The organism is Colwellia psychrerythraea (assembly GCF_000764225.1).
GTDB classification, from domain to species: Bacteria; Pseudomonadota; Gammaproteobacteria; order Enterobacterales; family Alteromonadaceae; genus Colwellia; species Colwellia psychrerythraea_D.
This window is the reverse complement of sequence record NZ_JQED01000024.1, coordinates 43,621-60,911: the sequence shown is the minus strand read 5'-3', so window position 1 is coordinate 60,911 and position 17,291 is coordinate 43,621. Positions and strand designations below refer to the sequence as shown.

General features: G+C 37.4%; 11 protein-coding genes. 9 read left to right on the top strand and 2 right to left on the bottom strand.

Annotation, left to right across the window (positions count from 1 at the left end; genetic code table 11):
* Positions 1-387 precede the first annotated feature (387 nt).
* From ND2E_RS10960 to ND2E_RS10980, 5 genes are all read left to right on the top strand, one after another.
* A complete protein-coding gene (locus ND2E_RS10960) occupies positions 388-5,253 on the top strand; it encodes an NAD-glutamate dehydrogenase (protein ID WP_033093865.1) in 4,866 nt (1,621 codons plus the stop codon).
* Positions 5,254-5,383: 130 nt separating this feature from the next.
* Complete coding sequence (pyrD, locus tag ND2E_RS10965) at positions 5,384-6,394, top strand: quinone-dependent dihydroorotate dehydrogenase (RefSeq protein ID WP_033093864.1); 1,011 nt, start codon at positions 5,384-5,386, stop codon at positions 6,392-6,394.
* A gap of 148 nt (positions 6,395-6,542) precedes the next feature.
* Entirely contained in the window at positions 6,543-7,013 is a 471-nt protein-coding gene (locus ND2E_RS10970; RefSeq protein ID WP_033093912.1) for a c-type cytochrome, read from the top strand.
* A 250-nt stretch (positions 7,014-7,263) separates the two neighbouring features.
* Positions 7,264-7,743: a DUF3015 family protein gene (locus tag ND2E_RS10975; RefSeq protein WP_033093863.1), complete on the top strand. Its 480-nt coding sequence runs from the start codon at positions 7,264-7,266 to the stop codon at positions 7,741-7,743.
* Positions 7,744-7,840: 97 nt separating this feature from the next.
* Positions 7,841-9,700, top strand: coding sequence for an Lnb N-terminal periplasmic domain-containing protein (locus ND2E_RS10980; protein WP_052056526.1), 1,860 nt, complete (start codon positions 7,841-7,843; stop codon positions 9,698-9,700).
* 146 nt (positions 9,701-9,846) lie between these two features.
* Here ND2E_RS10980 and ND2E_RS10985 read toward each other — a convergent pair whose 3' ends face one another.
* Complete coding sequence (locus ND2E_RS10985) at positions 9,847-10,533, bottom strand: cytochrome b/b6 domain-containing protein (protein WP_033093862.1); 687 nt, start codon at positions 10,531-10,533, stop codon at positions 9,847-9,849.
* A gap of 234 nt (positions 10,534-10,767) precedes the next feature.
* On the opposite strand from ND2E_RS10985, the gene ND2E_RS10990 reads away from it, so the two are divergent.
* A complete protein-coding gene (locus ND2E_RS10990; protein WP_033093861.1) occupies positions 10,768-12,441 on the top strand; it encodes an amidohydrolase in 1,674 nt (557 codons plus the stop codon).
* 103 nt (positions 12,442-12,544) lie between these two features.
* Here ND2E_RS10990 and asnB read toward each other — a convergent pair whose 3' ends face one another.
* Positions 12,545-14,209, bottom strand: a complete 1,665-nt coding sequence (gene asnB / locus ND2E_RS10995) for an asparagine synthase B (protein WP_033093860.1) — start codon at positions 14,207-14,209, stop codon at positions 12,545-12,547.
* A 440-nt stretch (positions 14,210-14,649) separates the two neighbouring features.
* On the opposite strand from asnB, the gene ND2E_RS11000 reads away from it, so the two are divergent.
* The 3 genes from ND2E_RS11000 (at position 14,650) to ND2E_RS11010 (ending at position 17,176) form a co-directional block, all read left to right on the top strand.
* Complete coding sequence (locus ND2E_RS11000) at positions 14,650-15,276, top strand: DUF1326 domain-containing protein (RefSeq protein ID WP_033093859.1); 627 nt, start codon at positions 14,650-14,652, stop codon at positions 15,274-15,276.
* Positions 15,277-15,386: 110 nt separating this feature from the next.
* The gene (locus ND2E_RS11005; protein WP_223303605.1) at positions 15,387-16,025 is read left to right on the top strand and encodes a DUF2182 domain-containing protein; all 639 of its coding nucleotides are present in this window, start codon (positions 15,387-15,389) and stop codon (positions 16,023-16,025) included.
* Between the two features lie 455 nt (positions 16,026-16,480).
* The gene (locus ND2E_RS11010) at positions 16,481-17,176 is read left to right on the top strand and encodes a substrate-binding periplasmic protein (RefSeq protein ID WP_033093857.1); all 696 of its coding nucleotides are present in this window, start codon (positions 16,481-16,483) and stop codon (positions 17,174-17,176) included.
* Positions 17,177-17,291: the final 115 nt, after the last annotated feature.

The window sequence follows — 17,291 nt, the reverse complement described above, 5'->3', positions numbered from 1 at the left end:
AGCACTTAATTAAATACCTACCAGTATTTTTAAGTGCTTTTTTTATGGTTAAATATAAATAAAATTTGCTCGGAAATATTGCATAAATAAACAATAAAAAAGCCGTTTAATCACTATCTATTTATCATAACTGCATAAACATAGTTAGCTGTAAAATAAACTGTTCAATTAGTGCTACATCCCTTAAGAATTAACTAACTAAAATACAAAATAACACTCGCAAAAGCCTAAATTTATTCATAAAATCCGATTGATAGTCTATTCTGATAGACAATCCATAAAAATATAAAGTATAAAGGTTGTTCTTGCGACTGCTTTAGTCAAAGAGATAAGCTTTATCAAAACCAAAAATAAATTATTTCAAGCTTTTTTTAAAAGGGAACATCCATGGCGTTAGTAAACGGTTCACCCTCGGTTATACTTAGCAATGTTGCACAACTCATCCAACACAAAGTAAACGACAAAACAGCTCCCTTAGTTGAGCAGTTCGCCCATTTGCTTTATGGAAACTTGTCATCTTTAGACCTAGATCATCGTAATGAAAGTGATATGTATGGTGCGGTGCTAAGTTTATGGAGTTCACTAAACGAGCATAAAGACGATGCTCCTGTTATTCATGTATTTAACCCTTCAGTAAGTAGAAATGGCTGGAAATCAAGTCATACTATTATTGAAGTGATCATTCAGGATATGCCATTTTTAGTCGACTCTATCCGTATCGCCTTAAATCGATTAGGTGTATCACCGCATTTAATGTTAAACGCTCCGCTTAAAATTATCCGTGATAAAAAGCATGAAGTGACTGAATTAGCACCAATTATAGATAACAGCATTAAAGCAAGTTCAGAAGAAACCGTGTTTTTAATCGAAATTGACCGTCAGTCTAGTCAAGATGAGTTAGATACTATCAAAACGGCCTTACTGTCAGTTGTTGAAGATATTCGCTTAACGGTTAGTGATTGGAATCCGATGTTAGCGTGTTTAAACAACGTTATTGCAAAGGTTAAAAAAGGGCAATTACCTGGTTCTAAAGCAGAAAAAGAAGATACGTTAAGTTTCTTAAATTGGATTTCTGAAAATAACTTTACTTTGATGGGCTATCGTTCATATGACGTTAAAGCTGTTAAGGGTGATATTTCTTTAGAAGCGAATATTGAATCAAGCCTTGGTTTGATGAAAAACTCGCAAGGTTCAAAGTCTCGGTTAGTATCAAGTTTAAGTGAAACAGGGCGTGAAGTTGCTTTGGGTCAAAATCATCTTATTTTAACTAAAACCAACTCTAGTTCGCGTGTTCATCGTCCTGCTCAGCTTGATTATATTGGTGTTAAACGTTTTGATGACAAAGGAAATGTCGTTGGTGAAGAACGTTTTATCGGACTTTTCGGTTCTGCTTATTACACCAATAGTGCGTTAGATTTGCCTTTTATTAACTCTAAAGTTATGTCTGTTTGTAAGGCGTCTCCTTTTGCCAAGGGTACTCATAATTATAAAGCGTTAATTAACATATTAGAAACGTATCCAAGAGATGAAATTCTACAGTCTTCTGTTGATGAGTTACTGCATAATGTAACGGGTATCTTGCAGATGCAGGAACGGGATTATACCGGATTATTTGTTCGTCGTGATACTTTTGATCGTTTCTATTCGTGTATGGTTTATGTGCCAAGAGAGCGTTACAACACCCAGTTACGTATGGACACTCAAAAATTATTACAGGAAGTATTTGATAGTAATGAAGAAGTCGAATTCACTACCTTCTTCTCTGAATCGGTTCATGCAAGAACCCATTATATTGTTCGAGTGAACTCAACGAAAGCAGACATTGATGTGAAAGAAATTGAAAAGAATTTAAATGAAGCGGCGCGTAATTGGGATGATAAATTAGTCAGCGCTTTAGGGGCAAATCGTGGTGAAGCTGCAGCGAAAGCTTTAAGCCGTAAATACGTGAAATTTCCTCAAGCCTATAAAGATGATGTGCTACCAGGCTCAGCCATTGTTGATATTGAAAAACTGGAAAGCATCAGTACTGACAATGAGCTAGAAATGTTGTTTTATCAACCGCTTGAAGAAAAGCCTGATAGCCGGTTTGTTAAGTTGAAGTTATTCCATAAAGGCGAACCTATTCACTTAAGTGATGTGTTGCCTATGTTAGAAAACTTTGGTTTACGAGTTATTGGTGAAAGACCTTATGGCATCAGAACAACAGATGAAGATACGAGTTGGATTTTAGATTTTTCAATGTATCTGACGGGCGAAGGGAAGTTTGATGTTTATAAAGTAAGAACGCTCTTCCAAGATGCATTTGCTAAAGTTTGGAGCGGTGATTTAGAAGACGATGGTTTTAACCGTCTTATTTTAGGTGCAGGTATTGAAGGACGAGCTGTTTCAATCTTACGAGCATTTGCTAAGTATGACCGTCAGATTGCTGGTCGATTTAGCCAAAGCTATATTGAAAATACTTTTTCTCGTTACCCAGAAATTGCTGAACAACTGATTAAACTATTTACCTTACGTTTTGATCCGAAAAGTAAATCGACGGCTGTTGCAAAAGAAAAGGCAACCAATAAGCTTTTAGCTGACATTGAAAGTTCACTTGATAATGTTGCGAATTTAGATGATGACCGCATAATCCGTCGATTTGTTGAAATGATTAATGCCACCATTCGTACTAACTATTTCCAAGCGGATCCTGTTAAAGGTGATAAATCGTACATTTCATTTAAGATTGTGCCTGATCAAATCAGTGAAATGCCTCAGCCAATACCAAAATTTGAAATATTTGTTTATTCTCCTCAAATTGAGGGGGTTCATCTACGAGGTGGTAAGGTTGCTCGTGGTGGTTTACGTTGGTCCGACAGAAGTGAAGATTTCCGTACCGAGGTACTTGGCTTAGTTAAAGCTCAGCAAGTTAAAAACAGTGTTATTGTGCCTGTTGGCGCAAAAGGTGGTTTTGTTTGTAAGCAACTTCCAAATGGCTCTCGTCAAGAAATCTTTGAAGCAGGTAAAGAGTGTTACCGTACCTTTATCCGTGCATTACTAGATATCACCGACAATATAGTTGGCGGTGAAATTGTACCCCCTAAGGATGTACTCCGTTTAGATGAAGATGATGCCTACTTAGTTGTTGCAGCTGATAAAGGCACAGCAACTTTCTCAGATGTTGCTAATGCTATATCAGATGAGTATAACTTTTGGTTGGGTGATGCCTTTGCCTCAGGTGGTAGTGTAGGTTATGACCATAAAGCCATGGGTATTACCGCCAAGGGTGCATGGGAGTCAGTGAAACGTCACTTCAGAGAAATGGACATTGATTGTCAAAGTTCAGATTTTACCTGTCTTGCTATTGGTGATATGGCGGGTGATGTATTCGGTAATGGTATGTTGTTATCAAAACATATTCGTTTGCAAGCTGCCTTTAACCATATGCATATTTTCATTGACCCAAGCCCAGAAGCGGCAAGTTCATATGTAGAACGCGAACGCTTGTTTAACTTAGCCGGTTGTACTTGGGAAGATTACAACAAAGAGCTAATCTCCAAAGGTGGTGGTATCTTTAGCCGTCATGTGAAATCAATCAAACTTACGCCTGAAATTAAGAAAATGATTGGTACACAAAAACAGAGCATGGCGCCTACTGACTTGATGCAAGCACTGCTTACCATGAAAGTAGACCTACTTTGGAATGGTGGTATTGGAACTTACGTTAAAGGGAGTCAAGAAACTCACTTAGAAGTAGGTGATAGAGCGAATGATAATTTACGAATCAATGGCGCTGATTTACAAGCTAAAGTTGTCGGTGAGGGGGGTAACTTAGGTTTAACGCAATTGGGACGTATTGAATATGCTGCCCATGGTGGTCGTATTAATACTGATGCTGTTGATAACGCTGGTGGTGTTGATTGTTCAGATAATGAAGTAAACATCAAAATATTACTAAATAGTTTAGTACAAAATGGTGACTTAACCGTTAAGCAGCGTAATACATTATTGGCTGATATGACTGACGAAGTTGGTGATATCGTTATTGAAGATTGTTATCGTCAAACGCATTCGTTATCTATTACCGCAATGCGTGGTGCAAATCAGTTAAAAGAGCAAGTTCGCTTTATTCACGAACTTGAACGCGCAGGAAAATTAAACCGTGATTTAGAGTTTATTCCTGATGATGAAGAAATTGCTGAAAGGTTAGCACAAGGCAAAGGACTGACTCGTCCGGAGCTATCGGTATTACTTGCTTATAGCAAAATGGTTCTCAAAGATGATTTAGTTCATGTAGAAATTACAGAAAACCCATACCACAATAATTTACTCATTGAAGCGTTCCCTAAACAGTTACGCGAACAATATCAAAGTGAAATGCAGCAGCATCCATTGCGCGCAGAAATTATTGCGACCAAACTTGCTAATAAAATTGGCAACGACATGGGCTTTAATTTTGTCAACCGTATGCAAGAAGAAACAGGTGCTAGTGTTGCTGACATCGCGAATGCGTACATTATTGCCAGTGCGGTATTTGAGTTGGGTGAATTTTGGAATCAAATTGAAGTGTTAGATAATCAAATATCTACTGCTATTCAAACGGAGATGTTATATCAGTACCGTAGAACAGTACGTCGAGTAACTCGTTGGTTCTTACGTCACCGCAATAAGTCGCTTTCAATTGCAGAGTCAATTGCTTTGTATCAACCAACATTTGCGATTATATCGGATCAGTTACCGAGCTTTATGCTCAGTGAAGAAATTGAGTCCTTACAGCGTGTAGCGAGTGATTTAGTTGAGTCAGGCGTGCCTACTGTGATTGCAAAACGAGTGTCTCAATTAAGCACTTTATTCTCAACCATGGATATTGCTGAAATTGCACAAGAAAATAGCTGTACTGTTGAACAAGCGGCTAGCTTGTACTTTAAACTTGGTGCTCGTTTAGAATTACATTGGTTCCTAGACCAAATTACTCGTCAACCTGTCGCAAATCATTGGCAAGCACTTGCTCGTGCGTCGTTTAGAGAAGAGCTAGATTGGCAACAGCGCTCATTGACCTCGGTTGTATTACGCTGTCAATGTGATGCTCAATTTGCAGATTTAGAACAGTTGCTTACTGAGTGGATCGATACTAATGAACAACCACTTGAACGTTGGAAACATATATTAGCTGATTTTAAAATTGGACAGTCCCATGATTTCGCTAAGTTCTCGGTAGCGTTACGTGAATTAATGTTATTAAGCTTAAATTGTCAGCCAGTGTCACCAAAATAAAGCTCAAAAGAACATCGATGTAAATTTATTTTGGTCAATCAAAGCTAGCATGTTGTAATGTTAGAGTTAACTGATAAAATCCTCGCCTAGCGGGGATTTTTTTTATTATTAGTTTACACACCGAGGCATTATGTTTTATCCAGCCATTCGTAAAGTACTTTTTCAGTTTGATGCTGAAACCATTCATGAATTAACTATTAAGAGTTTGAAAAGCACAGGAAAATCTCCACTCAATATTTTTTATAAGCAAGATGTACAAGATAAACCGCTAACAGTGATGGGCATTAAGTTCCCAAACCCTGTTGGATTAGCTGCAGGCTTAGATAAAAACGGTGAATGTATAAACGCTTTTAATTCAATGGGGTTTGGTTTTGTCGAAGTGGGCACAGTAACACCTCGTCCACAACCGGGTAATGATAAACCTCGTATCTTTAGATTGCCTGAGGCAAATGCGGTTATAAACCGTATGGGGTTTAACAATAAAGGCGTAGATTATTTAGTTTCGCAAGTACAAGCCGCGAACTTTAGAGGTGTGCTTGGTATTAATATAGGTAAGAATAAAGACACACCTGAAGAAAATGCCAAAGATGACTACTTGCATTGTATGCGTAAAGTCTATGACTTAGCGACTTACATCACGGTGAATATTTCATCTCCAAATACCCCAGGCTTACGCTCTCTGCAATATGGGGAAGCCTTAAATGAGTTATTGTCAGTATTGAAAGCGGAGCAGAGCGTTCTTGCTGATAAATATGGTAAATATGTACCCATTACAGTTAAAATTGCCCCCGATTTAACCGAAGATGAAGTTAAATCTATCGCTAAATCGTTAGTTGATAATGACATTGATGGTGTTATTGCGACGAATACTACGCTGAGTCGAGAAGGTGTCGAAGGCCTTGAATTTGGTTCTGAACAGGGGGGCTTAAGTGGTCAACCGGTTAAAGATAAAAGCACTCAAGTCATTAAAATCCTTAGTGAAGCTCTTGACAATAAGTTACCCATTATTGGAGTGGGCGGTATCGCCTCAAGTGATGATGCGAATGAAAAACTTCAGGCGGGCGCAAGTTTGGTGCAAGTTTATACAGGGTTTATTTATCAAGGACCACCTTTAGTTAAAGATATAGTAAATGGTCTATAAAAAGCTTTAACTACAATGGTTTAATTGTTATTTTAACTATTATTGTTTTGTTACAAGTTCTTACTTGTTACAACTCGTTGGTAAGTTAGACTAGCGGGACAATGGACATAAACAACAATTATTAACAGAGAGTAAATTAATGAGTTTCATGAAAAAAAGTATTTTAGCGTTAACAATATCTAGCAGTTTAGTGGTTGCCACGGCAAGTTTGGCGCAACCTGCAAGTTCTGAAAAGCATGCAATTTATGCAACTGAATTACGCCAATCAATTTTCAAATTATTAGGTAGTAACATGGGTCCATTGGGCGCTATGGCTAAAGGTAAGATCCCACTTGATGCCAAGGTGGTTGAAAAAAATGCTGTACGTATCAATCAATTGTCTTTAATGATTGCTGATTATACCCGTACGGACACTTCTAAGTTTGATGTGAAAACTGAAGCATTAGCTAAAATTTGGCAAGAACCTGAACACTTCAATAAAGATATCAATAAATTAACTATTGCTTCATCAGCATTAATTGCTGCTGCCAAGTCTAACAATGAAAGTGAAATCAAAAAAGCAATTGGTGGCGTGGGTAAAACTTGCGGTGGTTGCCATGACGACTTTAAAGAAGAATAGTAATAGGCATTATTATTAATAATTAAACAATATTATCAAAGCCTTTAACTTAGTTATAAGGCTTTTTTATTGCCTGCTTTTCTCCGGTTATTCCATTTTTATTTAAATTTATATGATCTTTTATTTGATGAGGAAAAAGCAGAAGAAAATATTATTTGTAACGCTAGAATTACGTCAATAGATGTATTAGACTGCAATGGCTTCTATTTTTAAATAAGTATTATTTAACATAACTTTATAGGGATTTATTATGAAAAAACTTTTAATCGCTTCAACATTATTAATATCTACTTCTGCACTAGCAGATGCACCCGGTAGCCAAACATGTGGTTGGGGTAATATGCTTTTTGCGGGACAATCTGGTACGCCTAGTCATGTTCTTGCAGCAACGACAAATAACTCTACTGGTAATAATACCTTCGGGATGACATTTGGAACTAACGGTTGTTCAACTAAAGGCACATTGACTTACGGTGGTAAGGAAATGATTGATGTTAGTATGATTATGGACGAATTTAGTGAAGATGTTGCTCGTGGTGATGGTGAAGCATTAACTGCTGTTGCCGTTTCTTTAGGTGTTTCAGAAGCTGATCGTGAATTATTCAAATCTACATTACATAACAATTTCAATACACTATTCCCTTCAGAAGAAGCAACAACTGAGCATGTAGTAAGCTCAATGTTTTCTCTAATGAAAAGTGATGAAAATTTAGCTAAATATACTGTTTAGTATTCACTGTTATCGATGATAAAAGGCTGCTTTAAGTAGCCTTTTTTTATTTACGCTATACCACTTATTATAATTGTATTACTTATAAAACTAACCTATGAAAGTTAAAGCCGTTCTTCTCTCTATAGCATTCTTTATATTTATCTCCCCGAATGCTGATTCGCAAGACTATGTTAACTCAGCTCAATTAGCTAAAACAGAGCAATGGCGAGCGTTATTGCATATCAATATGCAAACAGAAGGCAGTGCGCTTGAAAGCTATGTTGACGATGCTAATTTCTTTTTAGCGAGTGATGGGAATACTAACCCTGAAAACGAATTGTTGGCAACGATTGCCGCTTTAAAGGTACAAGACGATATACAGTGTAAATTTCCTGCTAGAACTTCATTTTTATTAGAAAACATTGAAGGGCTTGCTAAAGAAGTTGTGCCTTTTCATTGTCAAGAATATAAAGATTGGCGTAAAAAACTAAATACTTCCAAGGTTGTATTGGTTTTTGCATCTGCTCAATTAAACAGTCCTTCATCAATGTATGGCCACACTTTTTTACGCTTTGACCCCGACAATGTTGAGCAAGGCTCCACTTACCTTTCTTACGCGTTAAACTTTGGTGCCTCGGTAACAGAGGGTGATGCAGGTTTTTTATATGCCGCTAAAGGGTTAACTGGTGGTTATCCAGGGCATTTTTCAGCAAACCCTTACTTTGAGAAAATTAAAGAATATAACCGCCTAGAAAACCGTGACTTATGGGAATATGAATTAAACCTAACGCAAACAGAAATAGATACTATGTTAGCGCATGTATGGGAATTACAAGGTATTAACTTTGAATACTTCTTCTTTGATGAGAATTGTTCATTTCGTTTGTTAGAGTTGTTGGATGTCGCCAGACCTGGTTTATACCTAGCTAAAAACTTCCCAGTAACAGCTATGCCGTTAGATACGGTAAGAGTAGTGCAAGAGGGCGACTTAATAACCCAAACCCAATACCGCCCATCGATTTTAACTGAACTAAAAGCACAATTAGCAATGCTTAGCGATGAAGAAAGTGAACTAGCACTCGCGTTATCCCAAGATATTGAGGTACTAAATAGCGAATCATTCATCAAACTGAGTAAAGTGCAGCAGCAAAGTGTTGTTGATAGTGCTTATCGCTATTTACGTTATCAAAATACTTTCAACGGGCGACCAAAAGAAACAACCCGCCGAAGTTTTCTACTGCTAAGACGGTTGAATGAAAACAAAACTAAGTTAGTTATCCCTATAGAACAGCCAGGTAGGCCAGACTTAGGGCATAAAACGGCGATGGTCGGATTTAGTCTAGGACAAAACCTTGATAAATCCTTTGCGGAAATAAAATACCGAGGTAGCTATCACGATTTGTTAGATCCTATGTCAGGTTATTATACCGGTATGTCATTAAATATGGTGAATCTAATGGTCAGACTTTACGACGGGGGTGATGTGAAGCTTGAAAAGGCTGAACTTCTTGATATTGTTTCGTTATCCGCACGAAATGATTATTTCTCACCTTGGTCTTGGAAAGCAAATATTAGCGTTGAGCAACAATGGACTATGGATAAGGAAGTACTGGTTACCCAAGGCTCGGGTGGTGGTGGGGTCAGTTATCAACCCTTAGAAAATAGTTATGTGTTTTTATTAGCTACAGGTCGTCTTGAATTTAATCGCAAGCTTGATACATATGCATCAGTTGCTCCCGGTTTACAAGCAGGCTTTCTTTATTACTGGCCAATAAGTACATTGCTAGTTGATGCAGAGCATTATCAATTCTTGTTTGACCAAACACAGCGAAGTCGAGTGAGCATTGAGCAAAGTGTGGAACTTGGCATTAATGACAGTATACGCTTTTCAGCTAACTTCCATCGTGTTGAAAGTAATACCCATGAGAATAAAAGCTTTCAAGAATTTAAGCTTGAGTATCGCCATTACTTTTAATTTTAAGTTAGCTGTGAGTATTTATAATTTATGTAAATTACTTAAACGGGTATGTAACCTAGCGGCTTTACACTAGACTTTTCCTCTCTGTTTCTTAGAGCGTAAGTAATAGTTTAATATTACTTACGCGTAATTACGGCTCAGTACTAATAGTAAAATTCTTCAAGGACAGGTGCATTGATCACCACTAACCAATAGACAAAGGCGACACAACAAACAGCAACAACACAACCAAGAATAATCTTTGAGTGCGGAATCGCATCAGAAGCTTTAACGTGCGCTGCAGTCTTTTTACCCGTGATCATGGGCAGCACTAGGTTTTCTTTTTTTACTCGCCAATAAAAAGTGATAGCGGCGATATGTAAAACAATTGCGGCAATCATAAAATCAAAAACATTGTGGTGTAAAAACTTCATTACCTTTTCTAAATCATTACTTATACTGCCGTAATAAGGGCCTGATGAAAACACATCATCATTGATGAATAATCCACTTATTGCCTGAGTTGATATCAGTAAAATCATTAATATGACCATCAAAGCCCCTAATGGGTTATGACCCGCGGTGCTCTTATTAGTCTTTGAAGGTCGTAGGTACGCGATTAGCTTGGAAGGGGAAGGGATAAATTGTGAAAACCGAGCATGTTTCGGACCAATCACCCCCCACAACACTCTAAAAGCTATCAGGCCCAAAGCAACAAAACCCAATTTCATATGAATCTCTACGAGATCTGCACCTTGCTCAGCAGTATACCAGGCCGCTAAAATAGTCAGTGCAAAACCCCAATGAAAAATGCGTAGGGGTAAGTCCCAAATTAGATGTTTTTCTGTCACGTGACGGCCTCTCCATGTGTTTGTAGAATATAAATAAGGCACATATTTTACCTTAATTGTTACTCTGAAGTTAAGTTAAGAAATGTACAAAGAATACTTTACTTTTCTCTTGCAAAGATTTTTATGCTGAAGTTTGCAAATTTATTTTTATATTTGTAATTAAAGACATGCTAAGATAAAGAGAGGCGGATATTTAAAATCCATATAATACAATAGGATAACAATATAAATACTATGATAAAACCTCACCTTTTTAGTGCTATTTCATTGCTATTTATCAGCACGCAATTGATGGCTCAAACGACCTTAGTCAAGAATGTAAAAGGTTATACTTTCATTGATAATTCGTTAACGAAATTTTCTGCTATTTCGTTCACTGATGACACCATCGATAAAATATATTCGCCTGAAGAAGTGTTGCCTAACTCAAATGATTTGAATGTTATTGATGGGCAGGGTCAAACGATGCTCCCAGGTCTAATTGATGCACATGGACATGTCATTGGCTATGGGCATAGTCTGCTTCGAGTAGATTTAGCTGATACCTCTTCTGAAAGGGATGCCGTTAATCGCACAATATCTTATAACAAAGATATTCCTACAATGAGTTGGGTACTTGGTCGCGGTTGGAATCAGGAACAATGGTCTAATAACACTTATCCGACGGCCAAAAGTTTAGATGAAGTTTTTCCAAACAAGCCAGTATGGCTCAGGCGAGTTGATGGTCATGCAGGTTGGGCCAATACGAAAGCTATGGCCTTAGCGGGAATTACTGCAGCTACTAAATCACCAGCAGGTGGAGAGATAATAAAAGATCAAAGTGGGCAACCTACGGGAGTTTTTATTGATAACGCAATGGCCTTGATAACTGATAGCGTCACTCAGCCATCGCCTATCGAAGATAAAATTGCGTTGAAAAGAGCATTACAGTCGCTAGCAAGTTTAGGATTAACCAGTGTGCACGATGCGGGTATAGAGCAAAAAGACATTGCACTTTATAAAACATTAGCGAGTGAAGGGAATATGATTATCCGTATAAACGGTATGTTGTACCTACCTAGCACCAACTGGCAGCAACAATTACAACAAGGACCATATAGAACACTAGATGATATGTACACGTTTAACAGTGTCAAAATTCAAGCTGATGGTGCATTGGGAAGTAGGGGCGCCTCATTGATTAATGATTACAGTGATCATTCTGGCCACAAAGGTTTGTTGTTACACGATAAAAAGTCGTTACAACACTATATTGAATTTGCTATGAATGCCGGCTTTCAAGTCAATACTCATGCCATTGGCGATAATGCCAATAAATTAATATTAGACGTGTACCAACTAGCGATTAAACAAAGTGACTCTAAGGCATTACGTCATAGAATAGAACATGCTCAAGTATTACGTTTAGAAGATATCCCGCGATTTTCCTCGTTAAATGTCATTGCGTCGATGCAAGCGACGCATGCCACGAGTGATAAAAATATGGCTGTTAGCCGACTTGGCGAAAAACGTATTTTAGGCGCTTATGCCTGGCGAAAACTGCTAGAGAGCAATGCTATTATTGCTGCAGGCTCTGACTTTCCAGTAGAGTCACCAAACCCCTTTTTTGGTTTACACGCCTCAATTACCAGACAAGATCATAAAAGTTTACCAGTTGGTGGCTGGTATGCGGATCAGAAGATGACCCGTGCAGAAGCATTAAAAAGTTTTACCCTTGATGCTGCTTATGCTGGCCATCAAGAAAAACTTATCGGTAGTTTAGAGCCAGGAAAAAAAGCTGATTTTATTTTACTCAATGATGACCTATTCAATATGCCTGAAAACCAAATTTGGCGAAGTCAGGTATCAGAAACTTGGGTTGCAGGTAAAAGAGTTTTCTCTGCCAAAGATGTTTCAGCAGTTAAATAAACTAATGGTGTAAACAAAAGAGAATTTTAGAAACTAAAAAAGCCGATAATTAATATTATCGGCTTTATATTTTTTCCTAGAACAAATTGTTTACTAAAGAGTATTAATAACTTTCGTTATGCACACTTAGTACTGCGCGACCTGATGGATCGGCATTGTCTTTAAAGCTTTCATCCCAAGCTAAGGCTTCTTCGGTACTACAAGCAACAGATTTACCACCAATAACACAATCAGCCGCTGTCGCTAATGGATATTTTTCTTCAAAAATCGTACGGTAGTAATAACCTTCTTTGTTATCAGGAGTATTTACCGGGAATCTAATGTGGGCATTTTCAAGTTGTTGGTCAGTAACAAGTGACTCAACATGGGCTCTCAAACCATCAATCCAAGAATAACCAACGCCGTCTGAGAATTGCTCTTTTTGACGCCATAAGATTTCTTTTGGTAAATAACCTTCAAATGACTCACGTAAAATTGCTTTTTCCATTTTACCGTTGCCACACATTTTATCTTCAGGGTTGATGCGCATTGCAACATCCATAAAGTGTTTATCTAAAAACGGTACGCGTGCTTCAATGCCCCAAGCCGACATTGATTTATTAGCGCGTAAACAATCAAACTTATGCAAACGATCTAACTTACGGTTAAGCTCTTCATGAAATTCTTGTGCGTTTGGAGCTTTATGGAAATACAAATAGCCACCAAAGATTTCATCAGCACCTTCTCCAGAAAGTACCATCTTAATGCCCATTGCTTTGATTTTACGTGCCATTAAATACATCGGCGTAGAAGCACGGATAGTCGTTACATCATAGGTTTCTAAGTGATAAATAACTTCTTTAAGGGCATCAATACCTTCTTGCTCGGTAAATATTACGCTATGGTGGATAGTACCAATACTATCAGCAACGGTTTGCGCTGCAACTAAATCAGGGGAGCCTTCAAGACCACAAGCAAATGAATGAACTTTTGGCCACCAAGCTTCAGCTAAATCGTTATCTTCTATACGACGAGCGGCAAATTTTTGCGTTATAGCAGAAATGAGTGATGAATCTAAACCGCCTGATAATAATACACCGTATGGTACATCAGTCATTAAATGACTTTTTACTGACTCTTCTAACGCTTCACGAATTTTAATGGTGCTGGTTGTGTTGTCTTTTATCGCGCCATATTCTTGCCAGTTACGCTTGTAATAACGTTGTAGTTTACCAACACGACTATCAAGAATGTGCCCAGGAGGGAATTCTTCAACTGTTTTACAAATCGGCATCAAGGCTTTCATTTCAGAGGCAACATAGAAGTTACCTTCGCTATCATAACCTGTATACAGTGGAATAATACCAATGTGATCACGAGCTACTAAATAAGAGTTATCTTTTTCGTTGTATACAATAAAGGCAAACATACCTTGTAGTTTGTCAACAAATTCAACACCAAACTCTTCATATAAAGGGAGAATAACCTCACAATCTGAGGCAGTTTGAAATTCATAATCAACGTTTAAAGTACTGGCTAATGCTTTATGGTTATAAATTTCACCGTTAACAGCAAGGACATTGCTTTTATCACCATTGTATAAAGGTTGAGCACCATGCTCAGTATCAACAATCGATAATCGTTCATGCACTAAAATGGCATTTTTGCTGTGATAAATTCCTGACCAATCAGGGCCACGGTGACGTAAAAGACGAGAACATTCTAAAGCGGAAGGACGAAGTGCATCAGCACCTGTTTTTATATCTAATATACCAAAGATTGAACACATTGAAGCGCTACTCCTTTAATTATTGTTTGAATCAAATTGTGGGCTGAATACAAATTCAGCCTGTACACAGTGCCACGTTGACCAAATAAATCAACCTAAAAAGTGAAGTTTTTACACTAAAGTTGTTAATTGCTTGATAAATGCACAGTAAAGCAGTCAATATCCGTTAATGATAGGCACGAAAATGATGTGTCTGATTTTGAGCTTGATGACAAAACTTTGCCATTTAGGCAATATTTACTACTTTCATCAGTTGTCATCTCTGTATTACAGGATGGGGATAATGCTTGTGCTGCATTTCTTGTAACTAAATTGAGATAAGCATTACATTTTTCGCAAGAATGGTAGAACTCAAATCAAAATATGTTTTGCGCTTTAAAAGGAAAAACATCAACATTTAGCCTATAATTTAGCCACCCCAATTTAGAGGAGTTATATTTATGAATACTCAACATCCTTGGGCGCTGTCAATGAATCAAATTGAAAACTGCAGTTGTAGTCACGGATGTGGCTGTCAGTTTGGTGGTTTCCCAACCAGTGAAAATGGAGGCTGTGAAGCAATAATAGGCTTTGAAGTGCTAAGCGGTCACTTTAATGATTTAGACTTAGGAGGTTTGAAAATGGTATTTGCTGCTGCTTGGCCTAATGCAATGCATGAAGGAAATGGCAAAGGTGCACTTTTTATTGATAATGATGCCAGCGAAGAACAAGTCGGCGCACTTGCCACTATTATGTCAGGTCAAGCAGGTGGCATGCCTGTTGAAATACTTGGCACTTTGTTTAGTGAGTTTGATGGGCCAATAATGGCTGACATTAAGCTAGATAGGCAAGATTATACTTCAACAGTCACCATTGAGGGGATTATTGAGGTTGAACAAGAGCCGCACATTAATCCTGTTACTGGCGATATTAATGAAGTACATATTTCATTCCCTAAAGGCGGCTTTATGTGGAATGATGGTTTTGCAGGCAAAACCAAGTTAATGAAAATTAATCATGGCAATATTGCGTTTAATTATAGTGATACTTTTGCTGCAAACGCTGTTGTAAATTGGCCAAATGCTTGATTAATGATGTATAAACGTCTGATGACTTTATGATATTAATCAATCGAGTATTTATCATTATTAGTGTGGGCATAATCATATATTTGAGTTGGCATTACATGCTTTATGATATGACTATGAATATGGAGCCGGTAGCAAGTTGGTCTGTGGCTGATGTGTTCATGCTATTTATTATGTGGGCTATTATGATGGCAGGAATGATGCTGCCATCTGCAATCCCTGTGATTTTATTGGTTGATAAGCTAAATCTACAACGTATTTCGTCAAATCAAACCTACACTCCAACTATTACTTTTACTTTAGGCTATATCGCCATTTGGTGCTTATACAGCGTAGTTATCACTTTTCTTCAGTATTTTCTACACCATTTAGGCTTGCTGACAGCAATGATGGATAGTGCAAATGTTACTTTTAGCGCATTAATCTTAATCATTGCAGGTATCTATCAATTTTCCTCATTTAAACAAAACTGCTTAAAGTTGTGTCGGTCACCATTGTCTATGCTAAGTAATGATTGGCAAGAAGGTTTTAAAGGTGCGCTACGTTTAGGCTTAATACACGGCAGCTATTGTGTAGGGTGTTGCTGGTTTTTAATGACACTATTATTTGTCAGTGGAGTGATGAATCTGAAGTGGATTCTTATTATAACACTGGTCATTGTGATAGAAAAAATTATGCCCAAAGGAGAAATTATAAGTAAGTGCTTAGGTGTATTACTAATTATTTTTGGACTACGATATTGGTTATAGCTTCCGCCTTGGCCGCAATGACAACTCGTATCTTGCGCGCTAATATACTCGCTCCACTTGAAGATGTAGGATTCAGCTGGAATTATAACCGTCTTTAGGCAAAGCATTGGTTGAAGAGAATAGTAATTCTATTGTCTAAATCAATAACTCAGTATAAAGCGTTTATAAACCAGCCCTTTGGGGAAAACTGAGTAAAACTTACCCGTCGTTACATTTGTTACTATGGGGATAACCATTAACAAAAAATGTGCCTTGATCATGGTTCACTCAGGATTTCTGAAACGAGCATCGTCCAGTGGAACGGGTATAGATCTAATACTCGTCATTAAAGCATAAATTACCTGATTTGATAAATTGTAATAATCTGCTATATACTGCAATCAAGTATTATTTGATGAATCTTTGGAATAACAATTAACTTACTCAAGTACTGTGTATTTTTTATCTGCGGATTAATGTGTAGTAAAGCTAGCAGCCAAGAAATTGTGATGGCGTTTAGCCAAGAGATTCCGCCTTATATTATTGAAGCAACTAATTCCGGAATAGAAATTGATATAATATCTGCAGCTTTGGCTTATAAAGGGCATACACTAAAACCTTTGTACTTCCCATTAGGACGAGTTCCTATTGCTTTTAGTAATCATTTAGTCGATGCGGCGATGGGAGATATGGGCATTCAATTGGAGGATGGGTTTTATGCCGACCCTGCCGTCATTTATGACAACATTTTTATTACTCTAAAAAGTAGAAATATAACTATAAATAGGCCAAGTGATCTAGATTCACTTTATGTGGCTTCTTTTCAAAGTGCTGAAAAACGTTACCCAGATTGGTTAAACAATGTTGTTAAAGAAAATCGGTTTTTTGGTGTTAGCGATCAGTTAACACAAGTTAAGTTATTACAGTTAGGACGATACGATGTTGTGCTTTGTGACCGTTATATTTTCAAGTACTTTGTTAATAAAATTGAGTTACAAACAGAGTTAGAATTTAGTGATGTAGATGAGCATAACTTTATCACTGTTGATCCAATGAATTATCGACCCGTATTTAGAAGCGAAAAAATACGAGATGATTTTAATTTAGGATTAAAGTACTTAAAAGAAAGTGGTGAATTTCAAAAAATTTATGATCAATATTTAGAATCATGAATGAGCATCGTGAAACTATTTGGCGACTTCACTTCAGTTAATTCAAATGAACTTCTCATCAAAAATGTGCATTGATTTCAACAAGCAGCTCATTTTTGTTGAGTACGGCTTGTTG

What these genes read in the sequence shown, in the direction of transcription:
- ND2E_RS11010 (WP_033093857.1), top strand. Translation starts at nt 16,481, where the DNA reads ATGTGTAGTAAAGCTAGCAGCCAAGAAATTGTGATGGCGTTTAGCCAA.
- ND2E_RS10960 (WP_033093865.1), top strand. Translation starts at nt 388, where the DNA reads ATGGCGTTAGTAAACGGTTCACCCTCGGTTATACTTAGCAATGTTGCA.
- pyrD (WP_033093864.1), top strand. Translation starts at nt 5,384, where the DNA reads ATGTTTTATCCAGCCATTCGTAAAGTACTTTTTCAGTTTGATGCTGAA.
- ND2E_RS11000 (WP_033093859.1), top strand. Translation starts at nt 14,650, where the DNA reads ATGAATACTCAACATCCTTGGGCGCTGTCAATGAATCAAATTGAAAAC.
- ND2E_RS10980 (WP_052056526.1), top strand. Translation starts at nt 7,841, where the DNA reads ATGAAAGTTAAAGCCGTTCTTCTCTCTATAGCATTCTTTATATTTATC.
- ND2E_RS10970 (WP_033093912.1), top strand. Translation starts at nt 6,543, where the DNA reads ATGAAAAAAAGTATTTTAGCGTTAACAATATCTAGCAGTTTAGTGGTT.
- ND2E_RS10975 (WP_033093863.1), top strand. Translation starts at nt 7,264, where the DNA reads ATGAAAAAACTTTTAATCGCTTCAACATTATTAATATCTACTTCTGCA.
- ND2E_RS11005 (WP_223303605.1), top strand. Translation starts at nt 15,387, where the DNA reads ATGACTATGAATATGGAGCCGGTAGCAAGTTGGTCTGTGGCTGATGTG.
- ND2E_RS10990 (WP_033093861.1), top strand. Translation starts at nt 10,768, where the DNA reads ATGATAAAACCTCACCTTTTTAGTGCTATTTCATTGCTATTTATCAGC.
- asnB (WP_033093860.1), bottom strand. Translation starts at nt 14,209, where the DNA reads ATGTGTTCAATCTTTGGTATATTAGATATAAAAACAGGTGCTGATGCA.